Source organism: Roseovarius sp. D22-M7, assembly GCF_037083785.1.
Classification (GTDB): domain Bacteria; phylum Pseudomonadota; class Alphaproteobacteria; order Rhodobacterales; family Rhodobacteraceae; genus Roseovarius.
Genome location: NZ_JBAPKY010000004.1, coordinates 1 through 24,286 on the forward strand (window position 1 = coordinate 1; position 24,286 = coordinate 24,286).

Consider the following 24,286-nt stretch of genomic DNA (forward strand, 5'->3'; position numbering starts at 1 on the left):
CTGCCTCGCAGATCACCTCACGGGGGTGGCCACATGTCATGGAATGACTGGCCACATGCGCGTGGAACAGGTGGCCACATGTCGTGGAATACGCAGTGATCAGGACATCGGTCGATCGATTATCCGGCGGAAACGATCTGAAAGAGTTTTTTGCGGCGAAGTGCGGAATCTTTCCCCCGAGGCGAAACCGAGGCGCGTCGTGGCTCAGAACATGAAGACCTGCCAAACGAGATCGCAGGACACGGCCGCGCGATGCTCAGCTGGCCATGCATGCGGGGATTTGCTGATCAAGACGCCAAGCGAACCCGGATTCAACGATGTGGTATGATGGGGGGCTCGAAAGCGCATCCACCCGTTCAAGCCTGCGTAGCAAGAACGACGATGTTTTCACCAGAGTGACGATCGATGCGGTCGCGATACGGGCTGCGGACTTTCGAGATGTCGATCTCGAGCCCATCGACCCATTGCTTGTAATCCTCGATCGGGGACCCTTCCGGATCGTAGTGGTCCTCCGTGACATCACGCAGCTTGTGCCCAAGGAGCCGCTTGCGGATATCCAGGGGGCACTTCGCCCGCTTCAGTTCCACGTTGAAATGGGTGCGAAGCGAGTGGAAGTCCCGCCGCGGATCATAGATGCCCTCCTTTATCCGGTAGTGGCCGAAGGTCTTGGTGAAGGTGCCCGACAGGCGCCCCTTTGCCGCGCACCGGTCGATGCCGGGGAACAACCACTCCTGCCCCCTGCGGCGGCAGTCCTCGACATGGGTCAGGAGACCAAGCTCGATCAGATTCTCGTGGATCGGGACGATGCGATACCGGATGCCGCTCTTGATGTGCTGACCCTCGCCACACTGGACCCGAAGGATCGGAATGCGCTTGATCGTGTCGAAATCCTCGGTCCTCAGTTGCAGGACTTCCTCTTCGCGCAGACCGGAATGCGCCGCCATCAAAGTCGGCCAGAACACGTCGTGCACCTTTGCGCCTGAGGGAACGGGCGCATGGAACGCCGTCGTGCTCAGAAGATCGGCGAGCTTGTCCCCCCAGGGCAGACGTCGCATGTCCTTCTCCTCGGCCTTCAGCTTTTCAAACTGCTTCGTCGTCCAGATGATGCCCTTCATCGCGTTCGTGGGCGCCGCCCCGTGATCCGCGGCATTTCGGAAGATGAACTGGATGACATGCATATGCCGGTATACGGTCGCGACGCGAACGCGCGCGATCTTCGCCCGGGCAAGACGTTGCTCGGCATCGCCGCGATTCAGGCCGTGCTCTGAGATCTCGTTTTCGGCGATGATGATATTGCGGGCTTCCTCGGCTTCGACCTCATCGATGATCGCATAAAGCTCGGGCGAGTCACTGCTCTTGTGGTGGTTCTTCGGCATCGCGGAGAGCAGGGCACGGAACTCGAGCAGCTTATCTTTCGTGTAATAGGACATCGGGCGGTCCCCATGGGCTTCGATGAAGAGCTTCTTCGTCGACCGCCAATTGCTCAGGTTGTTCGTATCCCAACCAGGGTTTTCCTCGCGCTTGCGATCCACGGCTGAGTCGAACCACTCGCTGAATCGTTTTTCGGCGCGCGGAGGCGCGTCGGGTACCGGTAACGGGCCGACCGGCGCTGTATTTGCGCCATGCGATGGCATGATCGCCTGTCCTGTAGTATCGCGAGCATCCCGCGTATCGGCTGCGCCGCGCCCGGGTTTCATTTCCGGCTGTGTCCGCGGCGCTGAGGGTTTGGCCACGCTCTCCTGCGGGGGGGCGTGCCGAGCCGACCCATGATCGGACTGCACGGCTTTGATCGACTCGGAACCGGGCCCCTGGACGAAGCCTGACGAGGGTTGCGGGGCCGGAGGCAACCCGTATGTCTCTGCCTTCTGGAACCCATGCCCGACCTGGGACGGCGCGCAGGTGATACCTGACGAAAGCCGCGTGTCGGTGCGGTATATCCCCTGTTCGCGGTGGATGTTCTCGTCCGCGACCTCGATCAGGGCGCGGGCTGCGCGCCGTGCCGCACGCAACCAGTCGTCGCTTCCGCGTTCGACAGGCAGCCCGAGGCGGCCGAGGGTTCGAGAAAGGGGCGTCGAGACGGCCTCGTAGTCATTATAGACGAGGGCGGCCCGCATTGTCTCGCGGGTGGCTTCGTGCAGGCGGACGGCCGCCGCCACGGCCTCGGGGCCGCGCGGGGCGCAGGTCTCCCTGAGGGCCTCGGTGGCTGCCACCTCGAACCGCATCAGGTCATCGACCATGCGGTCGAGCTGTCTTTCGTCGAGCATGTCGGCTCCGCACATCTCTATCAATCCGATGAGATCGTCGGTGAAGCGGGCTGCCACCGCAGCCCGTCGCCGCGCCTCGGAGAGGAAGTGCGTTCGAAGCGAAAAACAAAAAAACGTCTTGGTGTAAAAATTTCTCGCAACCGATGGGACACGGCGCCGAAATACCAGCGTTGCGTCCCGGCGGATGATGTAGGTTGGGCATGCGGCCATGTGTGCGACCCTTTCGCGACTCGTGTGTCGCAGCATGTGTCGCATAACGAAATCTCGACCGGTTAACCGGATCAAGTACTTGTTTTCGGTTGATTTTTTTGAGATTGGCTCCGGCGGTAGGGATCGAACCTACGACCAATTGATTAACAGTCAACTGCTCTACCGCTGAGCTACGCCGGAACTTGAAAGGCGTATACCAACGCTGTTTTGGAAGGTCCAGAGGACCTGGGCGAAAATTGCTTGGAAAATGGAAGCCTCGCGGGCGAGGTCCTGATCTGGCGTTGGGGGCCGACCTTGGCCCGTCCGGAGGCCCGGGAGCGGCATCCGGGGTCGGGCCATGCCGCCCGTGAGGCGCGGGATCGCGTGAGTTGGCACTGATCCTTGGCATCCTCGCAATACACCGGGATGACAGGCGGTTGCAGTGCGAGAATTCATCTACTGAGGGCGCACAGGCTACCGGCACGGACGCTGGGCCGGTCAGTAGGTCCCCGCGACGTATTTCGCGATGGCGCCGCCGCGGGAATTCACCTCGAGTTTCTGGTAGATCGTCTTGAGGTAATACTTGACCGTGTTCTCCGACAGCCCGAGCCGCGCAGAGATCTGGAAATTGGTGAGGCCGTCCACCAGCAGGCCGAGGATCTCGTGCTCGCGGCGGGTCAGGGTGTCGCCCTGCTCGCCGGTCAGCCGCTTGAGCACGGCCGTCGGCAGGATCGAATGTCCCTCGACCAGGCGGCCCAGTACCTGCGGCAGGCTGGTCAGCACCTGGCCCATCATGCAGATCGAATGCGCCCCGGCCTTGATCGCCGTGCGGATGAAGGCGAACTCGGTTTCTTCGGCGACCACCACCACCATCACCGCGGGGTGATCGCGGCGCAGCATTTCCAGCACCCGGGCCAGGTCGGCATCTGCGAGCCGCACGCCGAGGACCACGATCGCCGGGCCGGTACATTGCCGCAACGCCTTGCGTAGGCTCGCCTTGTCATTGGCGAACGCCCCGAGGCGCACCTCGGGGATCTTGGCGACAAGCGATCCCAGGCCCTGGCAGACGATTAGCTGCCTGTCGGCCACGATCACCTCGGGAACCTGCCCGACCGCGTCCTCGTCCGACACCTGTACCACGTCGCGCATCCGTTTCTCCTCTTCCCGACGACAGGAAGACAAATGAGCGCCATGAAATCAAACGATTTCGCAGCATGCCGCGGCATGCCGAACGATGCAGCTCGGGTAGGTGCGCCCTACCCGGCGGGCGGATCGCCCCCCTTCGCGCGCGGCTTTTCCATGCGCGCGGGCATTCCCGGACCGGTCGCCGCGACGTCATAAGGGGCGAAATAAGCAAGGAGATCGCCATGAACGGCAACAGCCATCTTTTCATTCCCGGCCCGACCAATGTGCCCGAGGAGGTGCGGCGCGCGATGAACATTCCGATGGAGGACATGCGCGCCCCGGATTTCTGCGACTTCATCACGCCGCTGCTTGGGGACCTCGCCCGCGCCTACCGCCTTGAAGAAGGCCGCGTTTTCGCGTTTCCGGGCTCCGGCACGGGGGCATGGGAGGCGGCGATCACCAACACGCTGAACACCGGCGACAAGGTCCTGATGTCGCGTTTCGGCCAGTTCTCGATGCTGTGGGTCGACATGGCAGAGCGTCTCGGCCTCGATGTCGAGGTGATCGACGTCGACTGGGGCAAGGGCGTGCCGATAGATGCGTACAAAACCCGCCTCGAAAATGACAAGACGCACAGCATCAAGGCGGTCTTCGCGACCCATAACGAGACCGCGACCGGCGTCACCTCGGACATTCCCGCGCTGCGCCGCGCGCTCGACGAGGCCGGCCACCCTGCCCTTCTGTTCGTCGACGGCGTCAGCTCCATCGCGTCGATCCCGTTCGAGATGGATGGCTGGGGCGTGGACCTCGCCGTCGCAGGCTCGCAAAAGGGCTTCATGCTGCCCGCGGGCCTCGCCTTCCTCGGTGTCAGCGAAAAGGCGCTTGCCGCGCACGAACATGCCGACATGCCGCGCTGCTATTTCAGCTTTTCGGACATGATTCGCCTCAACGATACCGGCTATTTTCCCTACACCCCGCCCACGCCGCTCTTGCGCGGGTTGCGCGTGTCGCTCGACATGCTGCTCGGCGACGGGATGGAGTCCGTCTGGGCGCGCCATCACCGACTGGCCGAGGGCGTGCGCGCCGCGGTCGCCGAGTGGCCGGGCTGCCGGCTGGTGGCCGACGGGCCGGAATGGCAATCCGACACCGTCTCGGCGATCTACACCCCCGAAGGGATAGATGCCCGCGAGGTGATCGAGACCGCTTATTTCAAGTACCAGACCTCACTCGGCACAGGCCTTGCCAAGCTGGCGGGCCGCGCCTTCCGCATCGGACACCTCGGATCGCTGAACCCGGTGATGCTGTGCGGTGCGCTGTCGGCCGCGGAAATGGCGCTGCGCGACGCAGGCGCCGACATCACCCCCGGGCGCGGCGTCGCCGCAGCGCAAGAATCGTTCCGCATGACCACCCCGCGGCAGGGCCGCACCGCGGCCGCACGCGCCGCCTGAAAGGATACCCCCGCATGAGCTACACGCTTCACCCGCTGAAAAAGCAACGCCTGCACCGGTCCGAACTGGCGGTGCCGGGATCCAACCCGTCGATGATCGAGAAGGCCGCCGACTCGGAGGTCGACGTGATCTTCTTCGATCTCGAGGACGCAGTCGCCCCCCCCGACAAGATCCAGGCGCGGGCCAACATCATCCAGGCGCTCCACGACATCGACTGGGCCGCCAAGGGCAAGACCGTCTCGATCCGCATCAACGGGCTCGATACGCATTACATGTATCGCGACGTGGTCGAGATCGTCGAACAGGCGGGCCAGTTCCTCGACACGATCCTCGTGCCCAAGGTCGGGGTGCCGGCGGATCTTTACACCGTGGAAACCATGGTCAGCCAGATCGAGACAGCCACGGGCCTGACCCACAAGATCGGCATCGAGGCGCTGATCGAGACCGCCCTCGGCATGGCCAATGTCGAAGCGATCGCATCGGCGCCCGGGCGGCTTGAAGCCTTGCATTTCGGGGTCGCCGATTACGCCGCCTCGAACCGGGCGCGCACGGTGGTGATCGGCGGGCTCAACCCCGACTATCCCGGCGACCAGTGGCATTTCGCCCTGTCGCGCATGACCGTCGCCTGCCGCGCCTTCGGGCTGCGCGCCATCGACGGGCCGTTCGGCGATTTCGCCGATCCCGACGGGTATGTCCTCTCGGCCAAGCGCGCCGCGGCCCTGGGGATCGAGGGCAAGTGGGCCATCCATCCCAGCCAGATTCAGCTTGCCAACGAGGTGTTCTCGCCGCCCGAAGAGGAAGTGACCCGCGCCCGCCGCATCATCGAGGAGATGCGCAAGGCCGAGGCCGAGGGCAAGGGCGCCGCCAGCCTCGACGGCAAGATGATCGACGCGGCATCCGAGCGCATGGCCAACAACGTGCTCAGCGTGGCCGACGCCATCGCGGCCAAGGGATAAGGAAAGGAACCCGGACATGGATATCCATGAATTTCAGGCCAAAGACCTGCTGAAGCGCTTCGGCGTGCAGGTACCGCGGGGCGGCATCGCCTACAGCCCCGAACAGGCGGTCTATCGCGCCTCAGAGCTGTCGGGCGAGAAATGGGTCGTCAAGGCGCAGATCCATTCCGGCGCGCGCGGCAAGGCGGGCGGCGTGAAGATCTGCAAGTCGGAAAAGGAGATCAGCGAGGCCGCAAGCTGGATGCTGGGGCGCATGCTGGTCACCCATCAGACCGGCCCGCAAGGCAAGCTGGTCAGCCGTCTTTACGTCGAGGAGGCCACCGATATCGCGCAGGAGATCTACCTCGCCTTCGTGATGGACCGCAAGGAAGAGCGCGTGGTCGTCGTCGCCTCGGGCGAGGGCGGCATGGAGATCGAGGACATCTCGGCGCAAGAGCCCGAGTCGATCATCCGCTCGGTGGTCGATCCGGCGGTCGGCATGCAAAGCTTCCAGGCGCGCGAGATCGCGTTCTCGCTGGGGCTCGACGCGGCGCTCATCCCGCAGGCCGTCAAGACGATCATCGGCGCCTACCGCATGATGGAGGAAACCGACGCCAACATGGTCGAAATCAATCCGCTGGTGGTCACCGGGTCGGGCGAGATCATGGCGCTCGACGGCAAGGTCAGCTTCGACGACAACGCGCTGTTTCGCCGCCCCGAGATCTCGGAACTGCGCGACAAGAGCCAGGAGGACCCGCGAGAGACCTTCGCCAGCGATCGCGGCCTCAACTATATCGGCCTCGACGGGCAGATCGGCTGCATCGTCAACGGCGCGGGCCTCGCGATGGCGACGCTCGACATGATCAAGATGGCCGGCGGCGAGCCTGCGAACTTCCTCGACGTGGGCGGCGGCGCCAGCCCCGAGCGCGTGCTGATGTCGTTCCAGGCGGTGCTCAACGACCCCAAGGTCGAGGCGATCCTCGTCAACATCTTCGCCGGCATCAACCGCTGCGACTGGATCGCCGAGGGCGTGGTCCGCGCGGTGCGCGAGCTGGAGCTGGAACTGCCAGTCGTCGTGCGGCTGTCGGGCACCAATGTCGAGGAAGGGCGCCGCATCCTCGCGGAAAGCGGGCTCGACATCCTCACCGCCGAAACACTGGCCGAGGCCGGCGAAAAGGTCGTCGGCGCATGGCAATCCCTCAAGACGAAGGAGACCGTGTGATGGCCATCATCATCGACAGATCCACCCGCGTGCTGGTCACCGGTCTGACCGGGCGCATCGGCAGCTTTCACACGCAGGACATGATCGCGCATGGCACCAACGTCGTGGGCGGCGTCACCCCCGGCAAGGGCGGCACCAAGCACGAAGGCCTGCCGGTCTTCAACACCGTCAAGGGCGCGGTGGCGGAAACCGGCGCCGATCTGGTGATCTCGTTCGTGCCGCCGCCCTTCGCCGCCGATTCGATCATGGAAGCGGCGGATGCCGGGATCGGCACATGCGTGTGCATCGCCGACGGCATCCCCGCCCGCGACATGATCCGCGTCAAGCGCTACATGCGCCGCTACAAGGCGGAAAAGCGGATGCGGCTGATCGGGCCGAACTGCGCGGGCATAATCACGCCGGGACAGGCCTTCGCCGGGCTGATGCCGCCCTCGATCTACGCAGCCGGACGCGTCGGCATCGTCGGGCGCTCAGGGACCCTTGGCTACGAGGCGGCAAGCCAGATGAAGGCGCGCGGGATCGGCGTGTCGACCTCGGTGGGGATCGGCGGCGACCCGATCAACGGATCATCCTTCCGCGACATCCTCGAGCTTTTCGAGAATGACGAGGGCACCGATGCCGTTGTGATGGTCGGCGAGATCGGCGGCCCGCAGGAAGCCGAGGCCGCGGCCTATATCCGCGACCACATGACCAAGCCGGTGGCGGCCTATATCGCCGGTCTCTCGGCGCCCAAGGGGCGGCGCATGGGCCACGCGGGCGCGATCGTGTCCGCCTTCGGAGAATCCGCACAGGAAAAGGTCGAGATCCTGTCCGAAGCCGGCGTCACCATCGTGCCCACGCCCTCGTCCTTCGGCGCCTCGGTCGAGGCCATGGTCGCCTGACACGCGCACCGGTCGGCGCCGCACCCGCGCGCCGGCCGGCTCACCCCGTGCGCGCCTCGCGCGTCAGCGCGTCGAGCCACGCGTCGAGCGCGCCGCGCTCGGCCGCCACCGGCGCGGCCTGCCCGCCGGTGAATGTCTCGAACGCCGCAAGGTTGCGGCGGTTCACCCCCACCAGCACAGGCACGTCCGCGCCAAGCGCCTCGGCGATCAGATCGCGAAAGCCGCGGCCGTCGGCCTCCTGCTTGCCGAACTTGTTGACGATCACCAGATCGCAACCCGCCGCCAGCCGCGCGGCGGCCTGCGCCACCGCCGTTTCCAGCGCGTCCGGATCCAGCCTGCAGCCCCGCGCCCCCGGCCCGAGGCTTTGCGAGATGCGGATCACCGGCCCGTCGGGAAGGATCCGCACATCCATGTCACAGGGCCGGTCGGGGGCGCAACCCGAGTTGATCTGCACCGTCCCGCACAGCCGCAGCCCGCGCGCCGCGGCGCGCGTTGCCAGATCGCGCAACAGCAGATCGGTGTCCCCGACACCCTCGGCACTGAGATAGCCGATGTGCATGGCGGCGCTCAATCGGTCAGGCGGCTGATGACCACGGTCACCTCGGGCCGCTTGCCGATCTCGCGCTGCGTGCTCTGGCGGGCGACCCGGCGCAGCCCCTCCTCGATCTTGGCGTCGTCGGACAGCACCTTCTTCTGGGCGCGGCCCATGAAGACCGACATGTCCTCTTCCAGCACGTCGACCAGCGCGGTGCGGCTGCGCCCGGTCTCGGCCAGCCCCATCGTCTCGACCCAGGGATCGCCAAGCGGGTCGTCCTCTTCGTCGAGGATGATGTTGACCATCACATGCCCGTTCAGCGCCATGCGGATCCGGTCGCGCACGACACCGTCCAGCGCGCCGATCCGGGTCGATCCGTCAAGATAGGTGCGCCCGGTCTCGACATACTCGGCCACCTTCGGCGCCTTGCCGCCAAGGTCGATCATCATGCCGTTGACCGCGAGGATCCCCTGAAGGTTGTTGGCCTCGGCCAGCTTGACATGCTCGCGCAGGTGCCGGTGCTCGCCATGCATCGGGATCACCATCTGCGGCTTCAGAAGCTTGTGCATCACGTCGAGATCGGGGCGGTTGGCATGGCCCGAGACGTGGTAGCGCTCGTCGCCCTCGATCACGTCGACGCCCATCTCGGAGAACTTGTTCATGATGCGGATGACGCCGCGCTCGTTGCCGGGGATCGTCTTCGACGAGAAGAGGAACGTGTCGCCCTCCTTCAGCACGATGCCGTTATACTTGCCGCCGGCCAGTTGCGCGCTCGCCGCGCGGCGCTCGCCCTGGCTGCCGGTGACGATCAGCATCAGGCTTCCGCGCGGCACCGAGGCCGCCTCCTCGGGGGTGATCGTGGGCGGGAAATCGGTGATCACGCCGCTCTCGTGGCCGGCCTCGACCATGCGCTGCATCGCGCGGCCCATCAGGCAGACCGACCGGCCCGCGCGCACGCCGGCCTCGGCCAGCGTCTTCAGCCGCGCGACGTTGCTGGCGAAGGTCGTGCAGACGAACATGCCCCCGGATTGCGCCACGAGGTTGGTGATCGGTTCGGCGACGGTGCTTTCGGAGCGGCCCTCGTGATGGCTGAACACATTGGTCGAGTCGCAGGCCAGCGCCTTGACGCCCGGCGCGGCCAGGCTTTCCCAGAGCGCGTGATCGAACGGCTCGCCGACACCGGGGGTCAGGTCGATCTTGAAATCGCCGGTATGCACGATGCGGCCGCCGGGCGTGTCGATCACCAGCCCCGAGCTTTCGGGGATCGAATGAGAGGTCGGCACGTAGCCCACGCTGAACGGCCCGACCTGCGTGATCTCGGGCCAGGGCGCCACGGTCGTGACCGCCTTTTCGGGATATCCGAACTCGGCCATCTTGCGCCGCGCAAGATTGGCGGTGAAGGCCCGCGCATAGACCGGCGCGCCAAGACGGTCGTAATATTGCGCAACCGCGCCGATGTGATCCTCGTGCGCATGGGTGACGAACACCGCCTCCAGACGGTCGCGCCGCTCGGCCAGCCAGGTGATGTCCGGCAGGATCAGGTCGACCCCGGGGGTGGTGTCCATGTCCGGGAAGGTCAGGCCCAGATCGACAAGGATCAGGCGCTCCTTTCCCGGGGCGCCATAGCCGTAGACATAGGCGTTCATACCGATCTCACCCGCCCCGCCGAGGGGAAGGTAAATCAATCTCTCATTGCTCATGGGGCGTCAGCCCTCCTTGTTGTAGTCGTGGATCACGGTCAGCCCGTGCATCGTGAGATCATCCTCGAACATGTCGAACATGTCCGTTCCCTGCTGGAAGAGAGGTGCCAGCCCACCCGTTGCGATCACCGTCATGGTGCGGCCATGCTCGGCCTTTATTCGTTCGCATATCCCATCGATCAGCCCGACATAACCCCAGAACACGCCCGATTGCATGCACGCCACGGTATTGGTGCCGATCACGCGGTCGGGCTTGGTGACGTCGACATGCGGCAGCGCGGCCGCGGCTTCATGTAGCGCCTGCAGCGAAAGGTTCACGCCCGGCGCGATCACCCCGCCGATATAGGCGCCATCGGTGTCGACCACGTCGAAGGTGGTGGCGGTGCCGAAATCCACGATGATCAGGTCGCCGCCATACAGGTCGAAGCCCGCCACCGTGTTGACCAGCCGGTCGGGGCCAACCTGGGTGCCCGCATCGACGCGCACATCCACCGGCAGGCGGCATTCCGGCTTGCCCACCACCAGTGGGCGGCAATTGAAATAGCGATCCGAAAAGACTCGCAGGTTGAAGACCACGCGCGGCACGGTGGCGCTGATGACGACCGCGTCGATCCGGGCCTCGATCCCGTGATGCTTCAGAAGCGTGTTGAACCAGACGAAATACTGGTCCGCGGTGCGCTGATGCTCGGTCGAGGTGCGCAGCGTGCACAGGAACCGCGTACCGTCCCAGATCGAGAACACGGTGTTGGTGTTTCCGCAATCAATCGCCAGCAGCATGGGGCGCGCCCTCCCGCGTCAGAAAAACACTTCGGCCGCGGCAATGACCTGCCGCCCCTTGGGGGTCATTAGAACGAGATTGCCCGCCTCGTCCACTGTCTCGAACGTCCCGTGATGCGTGTCGCGCACGGTGCGCGCGGTGATCGCCTCGCCCAGGCGCGCCGCCCGGTCAAGCCATGCGCGCCGGATGGGCGCAAACCCATGGGTCACGAATTGCGTCTCGATCCGCGCATAGGCGGGGGCCAGAAGATCGAGGAAATCCTCCGGCCCGATAGCGACCCCGGTCTCCGCCAGAAGCGACACGGGCCGCAGCGCGCCCGCCTCCACCTCTGCCGGTTCCGGTGCCTGCCGCAGGTTCACGCCGATGCCGATCGCGAAATGGCTCAGCCCCCGGCCCGCGCCCGCACTCTCCAGCAGGATCCCCGCCAGCTTGCCTCCCTGCAAGAGCACGTCATTGGGCCACTTCAACGCGAACGCTTCGGGGCGCCCCGTGACGGCCACCAGCGCCTCCTGCAATGCCAGCGCCGCGACGAAGGACCGCAGCGCGACCCGGTCCGGGCTCTCGGCGGGGCGCATCACCAGCGTCGCGGCGAAATTGCCGGGCGGGTTGCGCCACGCCCGGCCGCGCCGCCCGCGCGCCGCCGTCTGCTCCAGCGCCAGGATCCATTCCGGCCCGCCCAGGCCGGGGGCCAGGCGCGCGGCCTCGGCATTGGTGCTGTCCACCGATGTCAGCACCCGCCGCCCGTACCCCGCGGGCCAGTCGAAACGCGTGTCCTGCTTCATCTTTCTGAAAATACTCCTGCCGGAGGCCCGCACCCTGCCAAGGGTGCCAAAACATACCGCGACGCGCCCGAGGGGCGCGTCACCATGTCGTCAAGCCCGCAAGGCCGTGGTCAGTTGACCAGCGTCGCCGCGGCGGCCTGCGCCATCGCCTCGACGCCGAACATGTTGATGATGCCCACGAGCATCACCGCCGCCGACACCATCAGGAAGGCCCATTGCACCGAAGACCGCCCGGTCTCGACGCCCTCGCCCTCTTCGCCGAAATACATGTAGTAGACGATCCGCAGGTAGTAGAACGCCCCGATCACCGAGGCGACAACGCCAGCCACGGCCAGCCAGACCAGCCCGCCCTCATAGGCGGCGCGCAGCACGTAGAGCTTGCCGAAAAAGCCCAGAAGCGGCGGCACCCCGGCCAGGCTGAACAACAGGATCAACATGGCGAGCGCGCGCCCCGGCTGGGCTTTCGAGTACATGTTGAGGCTGGAGATATCGGTCACCGGCCGGCCGTCCCGCTCCATCGACAGGATGAAGGCGAAGGTGCCGACGTTCATCGTCACGTAGATCGCCATGTAGATCAGCATCGCCTGCACCCCGAAGGCGGTGCCGGCGGCCAGCCCCATCAGCGCGTAACCCATATGCGCGATCGAGGAGTAGGCCATCAGCCGCTTGATGTCGGTCTGCCCGATCGCCGCGATGCCGCCCAGAAACATCGACAACACGCTCAGCGCCGCAAGCACCTGCTGCCAGTCGGCCACAACGCCGCCGAAGGCGTCATGCACCACCCGCGCCACCAGCGCCATGGCCGCGACCTTGGGGGCGGTGGCGAAGAACGCGGTGATCGGCGTCGGCGCGCCCTCGTAGACATCCGGCGTCCACATGTGGAAGGGCACCGCCGAGATCTTGAAGGCCAGCCCGGCCAGCACGAAGACGAGCCCCAGCAGCAGCCCCAGCGGCGCCTGCCCCGCGGCGGCGTCGATGATGCCCGAGAACAGCGTCGTGCCCGCATAGCCATAGGTCAGCGAGGCGCCGTATAGCAGCAGACCCGAGGAAAGCGCCCCGAGCACGAAGTATTTCAGCCCCGCCTCGGTCGACTTGGCGCTGTCGCGGCGCAGCGAGGCGACCACGTACAGCGCCAGCGACTGCAGCTCCAGCCCCATGTAAAGCGCCATCAGATCGCCGGCGCTGACCATTACCATCATGCCGACCACCGACAACGTCACCAGCAGCGGAAACTCGAAGCGCAGAATGCCGCGCCGCTCCATGTAATCCTGGCCCAGCAACAGCACCGCGGCCGCCGCCAGAAGGATCGTCACCTTGGCGAAGCGAGCGAAGCCGTCATCGTTGAACATGCCGCCGAACGCGGTGCGCGTGTCGCCGCCCGATCCCGTCCCGATCCACAGCGCCATCATCACGAAGACCGCCGAGGTCAGCCAGACCAGCGGGCCGGCCATCCTGTCCTGTCCGGTATAGGCCACGGCCAGCAGGGCGGCGATGGCATAGACCGACATCAGGATTTCCGGCAGTATGACGTTCAGATCGGCATGCATGGCGTCAAGGCCTCTTCTTCAGTGATCCGCGGCGGCGACCTGGTCCGTGGCATGGGCCACGGCCTGCGCCATCTCGACATTGGAAATCAGCGCCTCGACCGAGGGGCCGGTGATATCGGTGACCAGCCGGGGATAGACCCCCAGCAGCAGCGTCATCAGCACAAGCGGCGCGAAGATCGCCCGCTCGCGGTTGGTCATGTCGCTGATGGTGCGCAGGCTTTCCTTGATGAGATCGCCCAGCACCACCCGACGGTAAAGCCACAGCGCGTAGGCCGCCGACAGGATCACACCGGTCGCGGCGACCGCGGCCACCCATGTATTGACCTGGAACACGCCCACCAGCGTCAGGAATTCGCCGACGAACCCGCTGGTGCCGGGCAGGCCGACATTGGCCATGGTGAAGAACATGAAGATCAGCGCATAGGCCGGCATCCGGTTCACCAGCCCGCCATAGGCCGCGATCTCGCGCGTGTGCATGCGGTCATAGATGACGCCCACGCACAGGAACAGCGCGCCCGAGATGAAGCCGTGGCTGATCATCTGGAAGATCGCCCCGTCGAGGCCCTGCTGGTTGGCCGCGAAGATCCCCATCGTGACAAACCCCATATGCGCCACGGAACTGTAGGCGATCAGCTTTTTCATGTCCTCCTGTGCCAGCGCCACCAGCGAGGTGTAGACGATGGCGATCGCCGACATCCACAGCACCAGCGGCGTCAGCACCTCTGCCCCCACCGGGAACATCGGCAGCGAAAAGCGCAGGAAGCCGTACCCGCCCAGCTTCAGCAGCAACGCCGCCAGCACCACCGACCCGGCGGTGGGCGCCTGCACATGCGCGTCGGGCAGCCATGTATGCACCGGCCACATCGGCATCTTCACCGCAAAGCTGGCGAAGAACGCCAGGAACATCAGCGTCTGCATCCCGCCCAGCACGTGGATGCCAAGCAGCGAGAAGCTTTCGGACGAGAATTCGTGCCGCAGCAGAGTGGGGATGTCGGTGGTGCCGGCCTCGGCGAACATCGCGACCATCGCCACCAGCATCAGCACCGAGCCGAGGAAGGTGTAGAGGAAGAACTTGAACGACGCGTAGATGCGCGCCGCCCCGCCCCAGATGCCGATGATCAGGAACATCGGGATCAGGCCGGCCTCGAAGAACAGGTAGAACAGCACCAGGTCGAGCGCCACGAAGACGCCCAGCATAAGCGTCTCGAGGATCAGGAAGGCGATCATGTATTCCTTGACGCGCACATTGACGTTCCACGATGCGGCGATCGACAGCGGCATGATGAAGGTCGTCAGCAACACGAACAGCACGCTGATCCCGTCGACCCCGACCTTGTATTTCAGGCCCAGAAGCCAGTCGCGCTCCTCGACGAACTGAAAGCCGGTCTCGGCGGGGTCGAACCCGAACAGGATGAACAGCGACACGACGAAGGTCAGCGACGTGGCGATCAGCGCCACCCACTTGGCGTTGCGCTGCGCCGCCTCGTCCTCGCCGCGCAGGAAGATGGCGAGGATCGCCGCCGCCACCGCCGGGATGAAGGTCACAATGGAAAGCAGGTTATCCATCAGTTCGCGCCTCCGAAGATCGTCATCCACGTGACCAGGATCGCGACCCCGATCACCATCGCGAACACGTAGGTGAAGATGTACCCCGATTGCGCCCGCCCGGCGAGGCGCGTCAGCCGCGGGATCAGGCCCATGGCGACGCCGTTGATCGACCCGTCGATCACGTCACCATCGCCGCGCTTCCACAGCACGGAGGCCACGACATGTGTCGGGCGCACGATCAGGGTGTCGTAGATCTCGTCGAAATACCACTTGTTGAGCAGAAAGAGGTAGAGCGGGCGATTGGTCGCCGCCCATTTGCCGGGCATCGACGGATCGAGGACATAGAACCACAGCGCGGTCAGGAACCCGATCAGCATCGCGATGAACGGGCTGACCTTGACCCAGGCGCTGACGTAATGCGCGTCGTGCAGAACCGTGTTGCTTTCGACCATCAGGATCGCATCGCCGAACCACTCGGTGACCCGCTCTGTCGACCCGAAGAACGGCCCGTACCAGATCATCCCCGCGAAGACCGCGCCAAGTGCCAGCACGCCCAGGGGCACGATCATCGTCATCGGGCTTTCATGCGCGTGCTCGTGGGTGTGCCCGTTCCCGCGCCGCTCGCCGAAGAAGGTCAGGAACATCAGCCGCCAGCTGTAGAAGGATGTGAAAAGCGCCGCGATCACCAGCATCCAGAAGGCATAGCCCCCCGCCGTGCCGGCATAGGCGCTCTCGATCACGGCATCCTTCGACAGGAACCCGGCAAAGCCGATATGCGTCAGCGGGATGCCCACCCCGGTGATCGCCAGCGTGCCGATCATCATCGCCCAGAAGGTGTAGGGCATCTTGTGGCGCAGGCCGCCGTAATTGCGCATGTCCTGCTCGTGATGCATCCCGTGGATGACACTGCCGGCGCCGAGAAACAGCATCGCCTTGAAGAAGGCATGCGTGAAGAGATGGAACATCGCGACCGAGTAGACACCGACACCGGCGGCGACGAACATGTAGCCAAGCTGCGAACAGGTCGAATAGGCGATCACCCGCTTGATGTCGTTCTGCACAAGGCCGACCGTCGCCGCGAAGAACGCCGTCGTGGCGCCGATGAAGACGACGAAAGTCATCGCGTCGGGCGCGTATTCCATCAGCGGCGACATGCGGCACACCAGGAACACGCCCGCCGTCACCATCGTCGCGGCGTGGATCAGCGCCGAAACGGGCGTCGGGCCCTCCATCGCGTCGGGAAGCCATGTATGCAGGAAAAGCTGCGCGGATTTGCCCATCGCGCCGATGAACAGCAGCACCGCGATCAGGTTCGCCGCGTTCCACTCGGTCCACAGGAAGCTAAGCTGCGTCTCGGCCAGCTCGGGCGCGGCGGCGAAGATGTCGTCGAAGCGGATCGAATCCACCAGGAAATAGAGCGCCAGAATCCCCAGCAGGAACCCGAAATCGCCGACCCGGTTGACGACGAAGGCCTTGATCGCCGCGGCATTTGCCGACGGCTTGCGGTAATAGAAGCCGATCAGAAGGTACGAGGCAAGGCCCACGCCCTCCCAGCCGAAGAACATCTGCAACAGGTTGTCGGCGGTCACCAGCATCAGCATCGCGAAGGTGAAGAACGACAGATACGCGAAGAACCGCGGGCGGTAGCTCTCGTTCTCGCGGAAATTCTCGTCATGCGCCATGTAGCCCATGGAATAGAGATGCACGAGCGCCGAGACGGTGGTGATCACCACCAGCATGACCGCCGTCAGCCGGTCCATGCGGATCGCCCAAGACGCATCCAGCGTCCCCGATTGCACCCAGTCCATGACGTGGATGCGCTCGGTCCCGCCGTCATGGCCGAGAAACAGCACCCAGGCCAGCAGCGCCGACAGGAACAGCAGCCCGGTGGTGACGTATTGCGCGCCCATGTCGCCGATCAGGCGCCAGCCGAAGCCCGCGATGATGGCGCCGATCAGGGGCGCGAAAAGCAGAACGGTTTCCATCGGCTCAGCCCTTCATCACGTTGACATCCTCGACCGCGATCGTGCCGCGGTTGCGGAAGAAGCAGACAAGGATCGCAAGGCCGATGGCGGCCTCGGCGGCGGCGACGGTCAGCACGAACAACGTGAAGACCTGCCCGACCAGATCGCCCAGATGCGCCGAGAACGCCACCAGGTTGATGTTGACAGACAGCAGCATCAGCTCGATCGACATCAGCAGGATGATGATGTTCTTGCGGTTCAGGAATAGCCCGAAGATCCCGATCACGAACAGCGCCGCGGCGACCGTCAGGTAATGTTCAATGCCAATCATGTCTGTCCCTCCGGGCCGTGCCCGATTGTCGTCTTCGCGTGGTCCCGGACGTTGCCGGAACCCCTGTTACCGTCATCATCCCGGGCCTGCCCCGGATTTTCCCCCAGAGGCCCCGGGCGGGGTCTAAAGCCCCTGCCCCGGCTTGACGTCCTTCAACTCCATCGCCTTGGCCGGGTCGCGGTACATCTGCGCCAGCACGTCCTGCCGCTTGATGTCCGTGCGGTGCCTCAGGGTCAGCACGATGGCCCCGATCATCGCCACCAGCAGGATCAGCCCGGCCAGCTGGAAGAGGATGAAATAGGTGTCGTAAAGCAGCATCCCGAGGGCGGCGGTGTTCTCCATGTCCGTCGGCGTCACCGACCGGCGCGCGGCCTCGGCGCCGTCGGCGGCGGTCCAGTTGCCGAAAGCAATACCGAACTGCATCAGCAGGATCACCCCGATCAGCAGCGCCAGCGGCATATAGCGCGCCATCTCGGCCTTCAGCGCCGCGAAATCCACGTCGAGCATCATCACCACGAACAAAAACAGCACCGCGACAGCGCCGACATAGACGATGATCAGCAGCATCGCCACGAATTCCGCCCCCAGCAGCACGAACAGCCCCGCCGCGCTGATGAAGGTCAGGATCAGCCACAGCACCGAATGCACCGGGTTCCGGCTGACAACGGTCAGCAGGCCGCCGGTCAGAAGCGAGACCGAAAAGAGATAGAACGAAACTGCCGAAATCATGTCTCCGATCCTTTCTCGCCCGTGTCGTCCAGCACCTCGCGCGCGGTTTCCATGGAGCGGGTCATCGACGGGATGCCGGCGAACATCGCCATATGCGCGATGGTCTCGGCGATCTCGTCGCGCGTCGCCCCGGCCTCGAGGGCATGGCGCACGGTCAGCCGGATCTGGGTATCGTTCTGCGCGCCCAGCATCGTCAACCCCGCCAGCGTGATCAACAGCCGCGTCTTGGCGTCGAGCCCCTCCTTGCTCATGCCGCGGCCAAAGCTCATTTCCATGAACTCCTTTGGCATCGTCGGCCACAGCGCCTCGAACCCACGGGGCGAGAACGCCTCCATCGCCGGGTTCATCGCCTTGGCCATTTCCTGCGCTTGGCGCATCATCATCTCGAAGGGGTTTGTCGGATCGCTCATCTGTAGGGGGCATCCATCTCGAGGTTGCGGGCGATCTCTGCCTCCCAGCGGTCGCCGTTGGCCAGCAGCTTGGCCTTGTCGTAGAACAGCTCCTCGCGGGTCTCGGTGGCGAACTCGAAATTCGGGCCCTCGACGATGGCATCCACCGGGCACGCCTCCTGGCAGAAGCCGCAATAGATGCATTTCGTCATGTCGATGTCGTAGCGCGTGGTGCGGCGCGACCCGTCATCGCGCGGCTCGGCGTCGATGGTGATCGCCTGCGCGGGACACACCGCCTCGCACAGCTTGCAGGCGATGCAGCGTTCCTCGCCGTTGGGATAGCGGCGCAGCGCGTGCTCGCCGCGGAACCGCGGCGATAGCGGGCCCTTCTCGTGCGGGTAGTTCAGCGTGGCCTTCGGCGCGAAGAAGTACTTGAAGCCCAGCCTGAAGCCTTTCAGGAAGTCGCTGAGCAGGAAGTACCCGGCCGCGCGTCCGTAATCGATCTGCGTCATTGGTCAGCCTCCTATCGCCCAGCGGGCCCAGAACCCGCCGAACACTTCGAATTTCGCAAGAAACGCCACGATCACAACCCAGGCCAGCGACAGCGGCAGGAACACCTTCCAGCCGATCCGCATCAGCTGGTCGTAGCGGTAGCGCGGCGTGATCGCCTTAACCATCGCGAAGAGGAAGAAGAAGAACGCCATCTTCCCGACCATCCAGAGCACCCCGTCGGGCAGCCCCGGAATGGGCGACAGCCAGCCGCCGAAGAACATCAGCGACATCAGCGCGCACATCAGGAACATCGCGATGTATTCGCCGGCCATGAACAGCAGGAACGGCGTCGACGTGTATTCGACCTGGTACCCGGCCACCAGTTCCGACTCGGCCTCGGGCAGATCGAAGGGCGGGCGGTTGGTCTCGGCCAGCGCGCTGATGAAGAACAGGAACACCATCGGCAGGTGCGGCAGCCAGTACCAGCCGAAGAACCCGAAATTGGTGTCCTGCGCCGCGACGATGTTGCCGAAATTCAGCGAGCCGGTCGAGATGATCACCCCGATGATGATCAGTCCGATGCTGACTTCGTAGGAGATCATCTGCGCCGCCGATCGCAGGCTGCCGAGGAACGGATACTTGGAGTTCGACGCCCAGCCGCCCATGATCACGCCGTAGACCTCGAGCGACGAGACCGCGAAGACGAACAGCACCGCGACGTTGATGTCCGACAACACCCAACCCTCGTTGAGCGGGATCACCGCCCAGGCGAGCACCGCCAGCACGAAGCTGGTCAGCGGCGCCATGATGAACACCGTCTTGTCGGCCCCGGCGGGCACGACGACCTCTTTCATCACGTATTTCAACGCATCCGCGACGGTCTGCAGCAGCCCCCACGGGCCGACCACGTTCGGGCCGCGCCGCATCTGCACCGCCGCCCAGACCTTGCGATCGCCATAGACCAGAAACAGCAGCGAGATCATCACGAAACCCACGACCGTGAGGCATTGCGCGACGACGATCACCATGGTCCCGAGCGGGGTCGTAAAGAATTCAGCCATCAGGTCCTCGCACCTTCGGTCATCGGGTCTCCGGCCGCTGTGGCCGCGGCACTGTCATCGGCAGGGGCGCGCGGCACGCATGCCGCCTCCTTCTTAACCGTATCGAAGCACCGAAGGCCACCCTTCGCGGCGCCCTTCGTGCAAATTCGCGGCCTCGCGCGGGACCGCGGACGTCACTCCGCCGCCATCGGCTGGCTCTCGCGGGCCTTGGCATTGGCACTCAGTTCGGCCATCAGTTCGCTGGCGCGCGCGATCGGGTTGGACAGGTAGAAGTCCTTGATCGCCAACCGGAAATCGCCCTTGCCAAGCGCCGCTTTCGGCAATGGCTGCCAGTCGTTTTCCGGCACCTGGTCGATCTTCGCCAGCTGCGGGGCGTCCTTGACCAGCGCCTGACGCAGCTGCGCCATGCTGTCATAGGGCAGTACCGCGCCCATCTCGCCCGACAGCGCGCGCAGGATCGCCCAGTTCTCCTTGGCCTCGCCCGGCGGATGCCCGGCGCGCAAGGCAAGCTGCGGCCGGCCCTCGGTATTGACGAAGAGGCCCTGCTCCTCGGTATAGGCCGCACCCGGCAGGATCACGTCGGCACGATGCGCGCCGCGGTCACCGTGGCTGCCCTGGTAGATCACCAGGGGGCCCCCTGAATCGTCGCGGGCGATCTCGATCTCGTCCGCGCCGAGGTTGTAGATCACGTCGGCGCCCTTCATGGCCGCGTCGATCCCGCCCTCGGTCACCGCGCCGACATCCATCGCGCCGACGCGCGATGCCGCCGTGTGCAGCACCAGCATCCGGCCCGACAGCGCCTGTGCCGCGGCCAGCACGGCCTCGCCATCGGCCTCCTGCAGCGCGCCCTGCCCGACGATCACGATGGTGTCTTCGGGCACGTTGAGCCCTTCGAGCGCGGCGCGGTCCGGGCCGGCATGGGTGTAGTCATATGTCAGGTCCACATTGGGGCCCACCACCGTCACCTCGGCGCCTTGGATCCACGCCTTGCGGATCCGCGCGTTCAAAACCGGTGCCTCGACACTCGGATCTGTGCCGATCAGCACGAAATTCTTCGCGGTATCAAGCTCTTCCACCGCGACATTGCCGACATAGGCGCTGCGATTGCCCACCGGCAGCCGCGCCTTGTCGGTGCGGCATTCGACCGTGCCGCCCTGCCCCTCGATCAGGCCTTTCAGCGCATAAGCCGCCTCGGCCGGGGCCAGGTCACCAACCAGACCGACCGGCTTTTTCGCGCCCTTGATCGCCTCGGCCGCCTTGGCCAGTGCCTCGGGCCATGTCGCCGCGCGCAGCTTGCCGTTCTCGCGCACGAACGGCCGGTCGAGCCGCTGGCGGCGCAGCCCGTCCCAGACGAAGCGCGTCTTGTCGGAAATCCATTCCTCGTTGGTGCCGTCATGGTTGCGCGGCAGGAAGCGCATCACTTCGCGCCCCTTGCAATCGACGCGGATCGACGACCCGAGCGCATCCATCACGTCGATGGATTCGGTCTTGGTCAGCTCCCAGGGCCGCGCGGTGAAGGCATAGGGCTTGCTGACCAGCGCGCCCACCGGGCACAGGTCGATGATATTGCCCGACAGGTTCGACTGGATCAACTCGCCCAGATAGGTGGTGATCTCGGCATCCTCGCCGCGCCCCGTCTGTCCCATCACGTTGACGCCCGCCACCTCCGAGGTGAAGCGAACGCAGCGGGTGCACGAAATGCAGCGGGTCATGTGCGTCTCGATCAGCGGCCCGAGATCGAGATCCTCGCTCGCGCGCTTGGGTTCGCGGTAGCGGCTGAAATCCACGCCATAGGCCATCGCCTGATCCTGCAGGTCGCATTCGCCGCCCTGGTCGCAGATCGGGCAATCCAGCGGATGGTTGATCAGCAGGAACTCCATCACGCCCTCGCGGGCCTTCTTGACCATCGGGCTGTTGGTCTTGACCTGCGGCAGGCTGCCATCGGGGAAGGGGCGCATGTCCTTGACCTGCATCGCGCAGCTTGCCGCCGGTTTCGGCGGCCCGGGCTGCACCTCGACGAGGCACATCCGGCAGTTGCCGGCGATCGACAGGCGCTCGTGGTAGCAAAAGCGCGGGATCTCGACCCCGACCTGCTCGCAGGCCTGAATCAGGGTCATGGTGCCCTCTACCTCGACTTCCTGGCCGTCGATGATGATCTTGCGTGGGTCGGACATCTCTATCTACCTTGCTTTCAGAAGTTGGCCGATCTGGCTTTGCCGGGCGATTTCCTGCCGCCCGAGCCGGCACATGCTGGCCGCGTCATTGGGTTCCGCGCCGCTGGCCCTGATATAGGCGTTGCGCCGCGCGTCCATCCTGTCCTTCTCGGCGTCGTCATTGATGTAGCGGTCGATCTCGGCCTCGGAATAGCCGCGCTGCAGCGCCATGGTCTTCAGCGCCTGCAGATACCCCAGGGCAGTGAAGTATCGCGGCGTGATCTCGTCGCATTGCTTGCGGATCTTCTGCGCCACGGCGACGTTGAAGAGCCCCGCGTTGATATCGTCTTCCTCGGCCAGCGTCTGCGCCCGCGCATCCGCGACCGTCGCCGTCGCCGCGACCACAAGGAAAGCCATCAAGAGACGCATCTCTTCCGTCCTTTCAGATCCGTGTCCCCTGCCGCGCGACCTCGCGGCCCACCCTTGCACAGATGGGGCAGACAGGGCCTGTCATGCAATGGCCGTGCCCCTGCGACATGGTGGCTACCGTTACCATATCACGCAGCGCCCGGTGACAGAAACGCGATTCCCGGCGCGGGCATAGGCCGGCCCCTGCGCGCCCTCTGGCACGCCGGACCAGTCGATATCCGACGTGCCGAAATTCTGCAGGCAGTACCGCGTCGCCTCGTGCAGCGCGGCCTGCTGCGCCCCGGCCATGCCGTTCGACGCCCTCGACACCGACGCGGTGAAGACGCGGCGATCCTGACTGTCGCCGCTGCTTTTCGCCGGGTAGTAATTGCCACCGAACATCACCCGCTCCGCGCGGTCGCCGCAGCCGGCCAGCAGCAGCATCACGCCCAGGGCGCTGCAAACGCGCTTGAGGCCGGCGCGGGATGTCCGGTGTGCCACTGTCGTCATTCCGCCGCCACCGCGCTGACACGCCCGGCACGCTTGTGCTTGATCCGGTCCTCGATCTCGTCGCGGAAGTTCCGGATCAGCCCCTGCACCGGCCACGCCGCCGCATCGCCGAGCGCGCAGATCGTGTGTCCCTCGACCTGCTTGGTCACGTCGAACAGCATGTCGATCTCCTCGACCTCGGCCTCGCCACGCACCAGCCGGTCCATCACCCGCATCATCCAGCCGGTGCCCTCGCGGCAGGGCGTGCACTGGCCGCACGACTCGTGCTTGTAGAATTTCGACAGCCGCCAGATCGCCTTGATGACATCGGTGGACTGGTCCATCACGATCACCGCCGCCGTCCCGAGGCCCGAGCGCAGCTCCTTCTGCAGGTAGTCGAAATCGAGGATCGCGTCGCGCATGTTCTCGCCGCGCACGCATGGGACAGACGCACCTCCGGGGATCACCGCCTTGAGGTTCTTCATGCCGCCGCGCACGCCGCCGCAATGCTTGTCGATCAGTTCCTCGAACGAGATCGACATCGCCTCCTCGACCACGCAGGGGTTGTTGACATGACCCGAGACCGCGAAGATCTTGGTCCCGGCATTGTTGGCCCGGCCGAAGCTGGAAAACCATTCCGGCCCGCGCCGCAGGATTGTCGGGGCGACGGCGATGGATTCGACGTTGTTCACCGTCGTCGGACAGCCGTAAACCCCGGCCATCGCCGGGAAGGGCGGCTTCATCCGCGGCATGCCCTTCTTGCCTTCAAGGCTTTCCAGAAGCGCCGTTTCCTCGCCGCAGATATAGGCCCCGGCGCCGTGGGTGAGGTAGATGTCGAAATCCCAGCCGGACCCGCAGGCATTGCGTCCGATCAGCCCCGCATCGTAGGCCTCGTCGATGGCCACCTGCAGCGCTTCCTTCTCGCGGATATATTCGCCGCGGATGTAAATGAAGCAGACATGCGCATTCATCGCGAAGCTTGCCACCAGACAACCTTCCAGCAGCGTGTGCGGATCATGGCGCATGATCTCGCGATCCTTGCAGGTGCCCGGCTCGGATTCGTCGGCATTGACCACGAGATAGGCGGGGCGGCCGTCGCTTTCCTTGGGCATGAACGACCATTTCAGGCCGGTGGGAAAGCCCGCACCGCCGCGGCCGCGCAGGCCGCTCGCCTTCATCTGGTCGACGATCCACGTCCGGCCGTTCTGCAGGATCTTCGCCGTGCCATCCCAGTGACCGCGCGCCATCGCCCCCTTGAGGCTGCGATCATGCATCCCGTAGAGATTGGTGAAGATCCGATCTTCGTCTTTCAGCAT

22 protein-coding genes and 1 tRNA gene are annotated in these 24,286 nt (G+C 65.1%); 4 read left to right on the forward strand and 19 right to left on the reverse strand.

Annotated features, from left to right (window positions below; genetic code table 11):
* Positions 1–356 precede the first annotated feature (356 nt).
* From V8324_RS02880 to V8324_RS02890, 3 genes are all read right to left on the reverse strand, one after another.
* On the reverse strand, positions 357–2,474 hold the full coding sequence (locus V8324_RS02880) for a tyrosine-type recombinase/integrase (RefSeq protein ID WP_336418414.1): 2,118 nt from the start codon (positions 2,472–2,474) through the stop codon (positions 357–359).
* Between the two features lie 105 nt (positions 2,475–2,579).
* Positions 2,580–2,654 (reverse strand) — tRNA-Asn (locus tag V8324_RS02885).
* Between the two features lie 297 nt (positions 2,655–2,951).
* Positions 2,952–3,602, reverse strand: coding sequence for a helix-turn-helix transcriptional regulator (locus tag V8324_RS02890; protein ID WP_336418415.1), 651 nt, complete (start codon positions 3,600–3,602; stop codon positions 2,952–2,954).
* 218 nt (positions 3,603–3,820) lie between these two features.
* Between V8324_RS02890 and V8324_RS02895 the strand changes: the two genes are divergently transcribed.
* The 4 genes from V8324_RS02895 to sucD are packed head-to-tail and all read left to right on the forward strand — an operon-like array spanning position 3,821 to position 8,064.
* On the forward strand, positions 3,821–5,026 hold the full coding sequence (locus V8324_RS02895) for a pyridoxal-phosphate-dependent aminotransferase family protein (RefSeq protein WP_336418416.1): 1,206 nt from the start codon (positions 3,821–3,823) through the stop codon (positions 5,024–5,026).
* Positions 5,027–5,040: 14 nt separating this feature from the next.
* On the forward strand, positions 5,041–5,982 hold the full coding sequence (locus tag V8324_RS02900) for an HpcH/HpaI aldolase/citrate lyase family protein (protein ID WP_336418417.1): 942 nt from the start codon (positions 5,041–5,043) through the stop codon (positions 5,980–5,982).
* Positions 5,983–5,998: 16 nt separating this feature from the next.
* Positions 5,999–7,183 carry a malate--CoA ligase subunit beta gene (locus V8324_RS02905; RefSeq protein WP_336418418.1) on the forward strand — a complete coding sequence of 395 codons (1,185 nt, stop codon included), beginning with the start codon at positions 5,999–6,001 and terminating at the stop codon, positions 7,181–7,183.
* The gene (gene sucD, locus V8324_RS02910; protein ID WP_336418419.1) at positions 7,183–8,064 is read left to right on the forward strand and encodes a succinate--CoA ligase subunit alpha; all 882 of its coding nucleotides are present in this window, start codon (positions 7,183–7,185) and stop codon (positions 8,062–8,064) included. The genes V8324_RS02905 and sucD overlap by 1 nt, the downstream gene beginning before the upstream one ends.
* A gap of 40 nt (positions 8,065–8,104) precedes the next feature.
* Here sucD and V8324_RS02915 read toward each other — a convergent pair whose 3' ends face one another.
* From V8324_RS02915 to nuoF, 16 genes are all read right to left on the reverse strand, one after another.
* Positions 8,105–8,623 (reverse strand): DUF2478 domain-containing protein, encoded by a 519-nt coding sequence (locus V8324_RS02915; protein ID WP_336418420.1) that lies wholly within the window; start codon positions 8,621–8,623, stop codon positions 8,105–8,107.
* An 8-nt stretch (positions 8,624–8,631) separates the two neighbouring features.
* Positions 8,632–10,299 (reverse strand): ribonuclease J, encoded by a 1,668-nt coding sequence (locus tag V8324_RS02920; RefSeq protein ID WP_336418421.1) that lies wholly within the window; start codon positions 10,297–10,299, stop codon positions 8,632–8,634.
* 6 nt (positions 10,300–10,305) lie between these two features.
* A complete protein-coding gene (locus tag V8324_RS02925) occupies positions 10,306–11,076 on the reverse strand; it encodes a type III pantothenate kinase (RefSeq protein WP_336418422.1) in 771 nt (256 codons plus the stop codon).
* An 18-nt stretch (positions 11,077–11,094) separates the two neighbouring features.
* Positions 11,095–11,859, reverse strand: a complete 765-nt coding sequence (locus tag V8324_RS02930; RefSeq protein WP_336418423.1) for a biotin--[acetyl-CoA-carboxylase] ligase — start codon at positions 11,857–11,859, stop codon at positions 11,095–11,097.
* Positions 11,860–11,969: 110 nt separating this feature from the next.
* Entirely contained in the window at positions 11,970–13,406 is a 1,437-nt protein-coding gene (nuoN, locus tag V8324_RS02935) for an NADH-quinone oxidoreductase subunit NuoN (protein WP_336418424.1), read from the reverse strand.
* An 18-nt stretch (positions 13,407–13,424) separates the two neighbouring features.
* Positions 13,425–14,972, reverse strand: a complete 1,548-nt coding sequence (locus V8324_RS02940) for an NADH-quinone oxidoreductase subunit M (RefSeq protein ID WP_336418425.1) — start codon at positions 14,970–14,972, stop codon at positions 13,425–13,427.
* A complete protein-coding gene (nuoL, locus tag V8324_RS02945; protein ID WP_336418426.1) occupies positions 14,972–16,939 on the reverse strand; it encodes an NADH-quinone oxidoreductase subunit L in 1,968 nt (655 codons plus the stop codon). The genes V8324_RS02940 and nuoL overlap by 1 nt, the downstream gene beginning before the upstream one ends.
* 4 nt (positions 16,940–16,943) lie before the next feature.
* Positions 16,944–17,249 (reverse strand): NADH-quinone oxidoreductase subunit NuoK, encoded by a 306-nt coding sequence (gene nuoK / locus V8324_RS02950; protein ID WP_336418427.1) that lies wholly within the window; start codon positions 17,247–17,249, stop codon positions 16,944–16,946.
* Positions 17,250–17,372: 123 nt separating this feature from the next.
* On the reverse strand, positions 17,373–17,978 hold the full coding sequence (locus V8324_RS02955) for an NADH-quinone oxidoreductase subunit J (RefSeq protein ID WP_336418428.1): 606 nt from the start codon (positions 17,976–17,978) through the stop codon (positions 17,373–17,375).
* A complete protein-coding gene (locus V8324_RS02960; protein WP_336418429.1) occupies positions 17,975–18,388 on the reverse strand; it encodes a carboxymuconolactone decarboxylase family protein in 414 nt (137 codons plus the stop codon). Before V8324_RS02960 ends, V8324_RS02955 begins: the two co-directional genes overlap by 4 nt.
* A complete protein-coding gene (gene nuoI, locus V8324_RS02965; protein WP_336418430.1) occupies positions 18,385–18,879 on the reverse strand; it encodes an NADH-quinone oxidoreductase subunit NuoI in 495 nt (164 codons plus the stop codon). The genes V8324_RS02960 and nuoI overlap by 4 nt, the downstream gene beginning before the upstream one ends.
* A gap of 3 nt (positions 18,880–18,882) precedes the next feature.
* On the reverse strand, positions 18,883–19,920 hold the full coding sequence (nuoH, locus tag V8324_RS02970; RefSeq protein ID WP_336418431.1) for an NADH-quinone oxidoreductase subunit NuoH: 1,038 nt from the start codon (positions 19,918–19,920) through the stop codon (positions 18,883–18,885).
* Positions 19,921–20,093: 173 nt separating this feature from the next.
* Positions 20,094–22,094 (reverse strand): NADH-quinone oxidoreductase subunit NuoG, encoded by a 2,001-nt coding sequence (gene nuoG, locus V8324_RS02975; RefSeq protein WP_336418432.1) that lies wholly within the window; start codon positions 22,092–22,094, stop codon positions 20,094–20,096.
* A gap of 6 nt (positions 22,095–22,100) precedes the next feature.
* Positions 22,101–22,502, reverse strand: a complete 402-nt coding sequence (locus V8324_RS02980) for a DUF5333 domain-containing protein (protein ID WP_336418433.1) — start codon at positions 22,500–22,502, stop codon at positions 22,101–22,103.
* 120 nt (positions 22,503–22,622) lie between these two features.
* A complete protein-coding gene (locus tag V8324_RS02985; protein ID WP_336418434.1) occupies positions 22,623–22,991 on the reverse strand; it encodes a hypothetical protein in 369 nt (122 codons plus the stop codon).
* Complete coding sequence (nuoF, locus tag V8324_RS02990; RefSeq protein WP_336418435.1) at positions 22,988–24,286, reverse strand: NADH-quinone oxidoreductase subunit NuoF; 1,299 nt, start codon at positions 24,284–24,286, stop codon at positions 22,988–22,990. Before nuoF ends, V8324_RS02985 begins: the two co-directional genes overlap by 4 nt.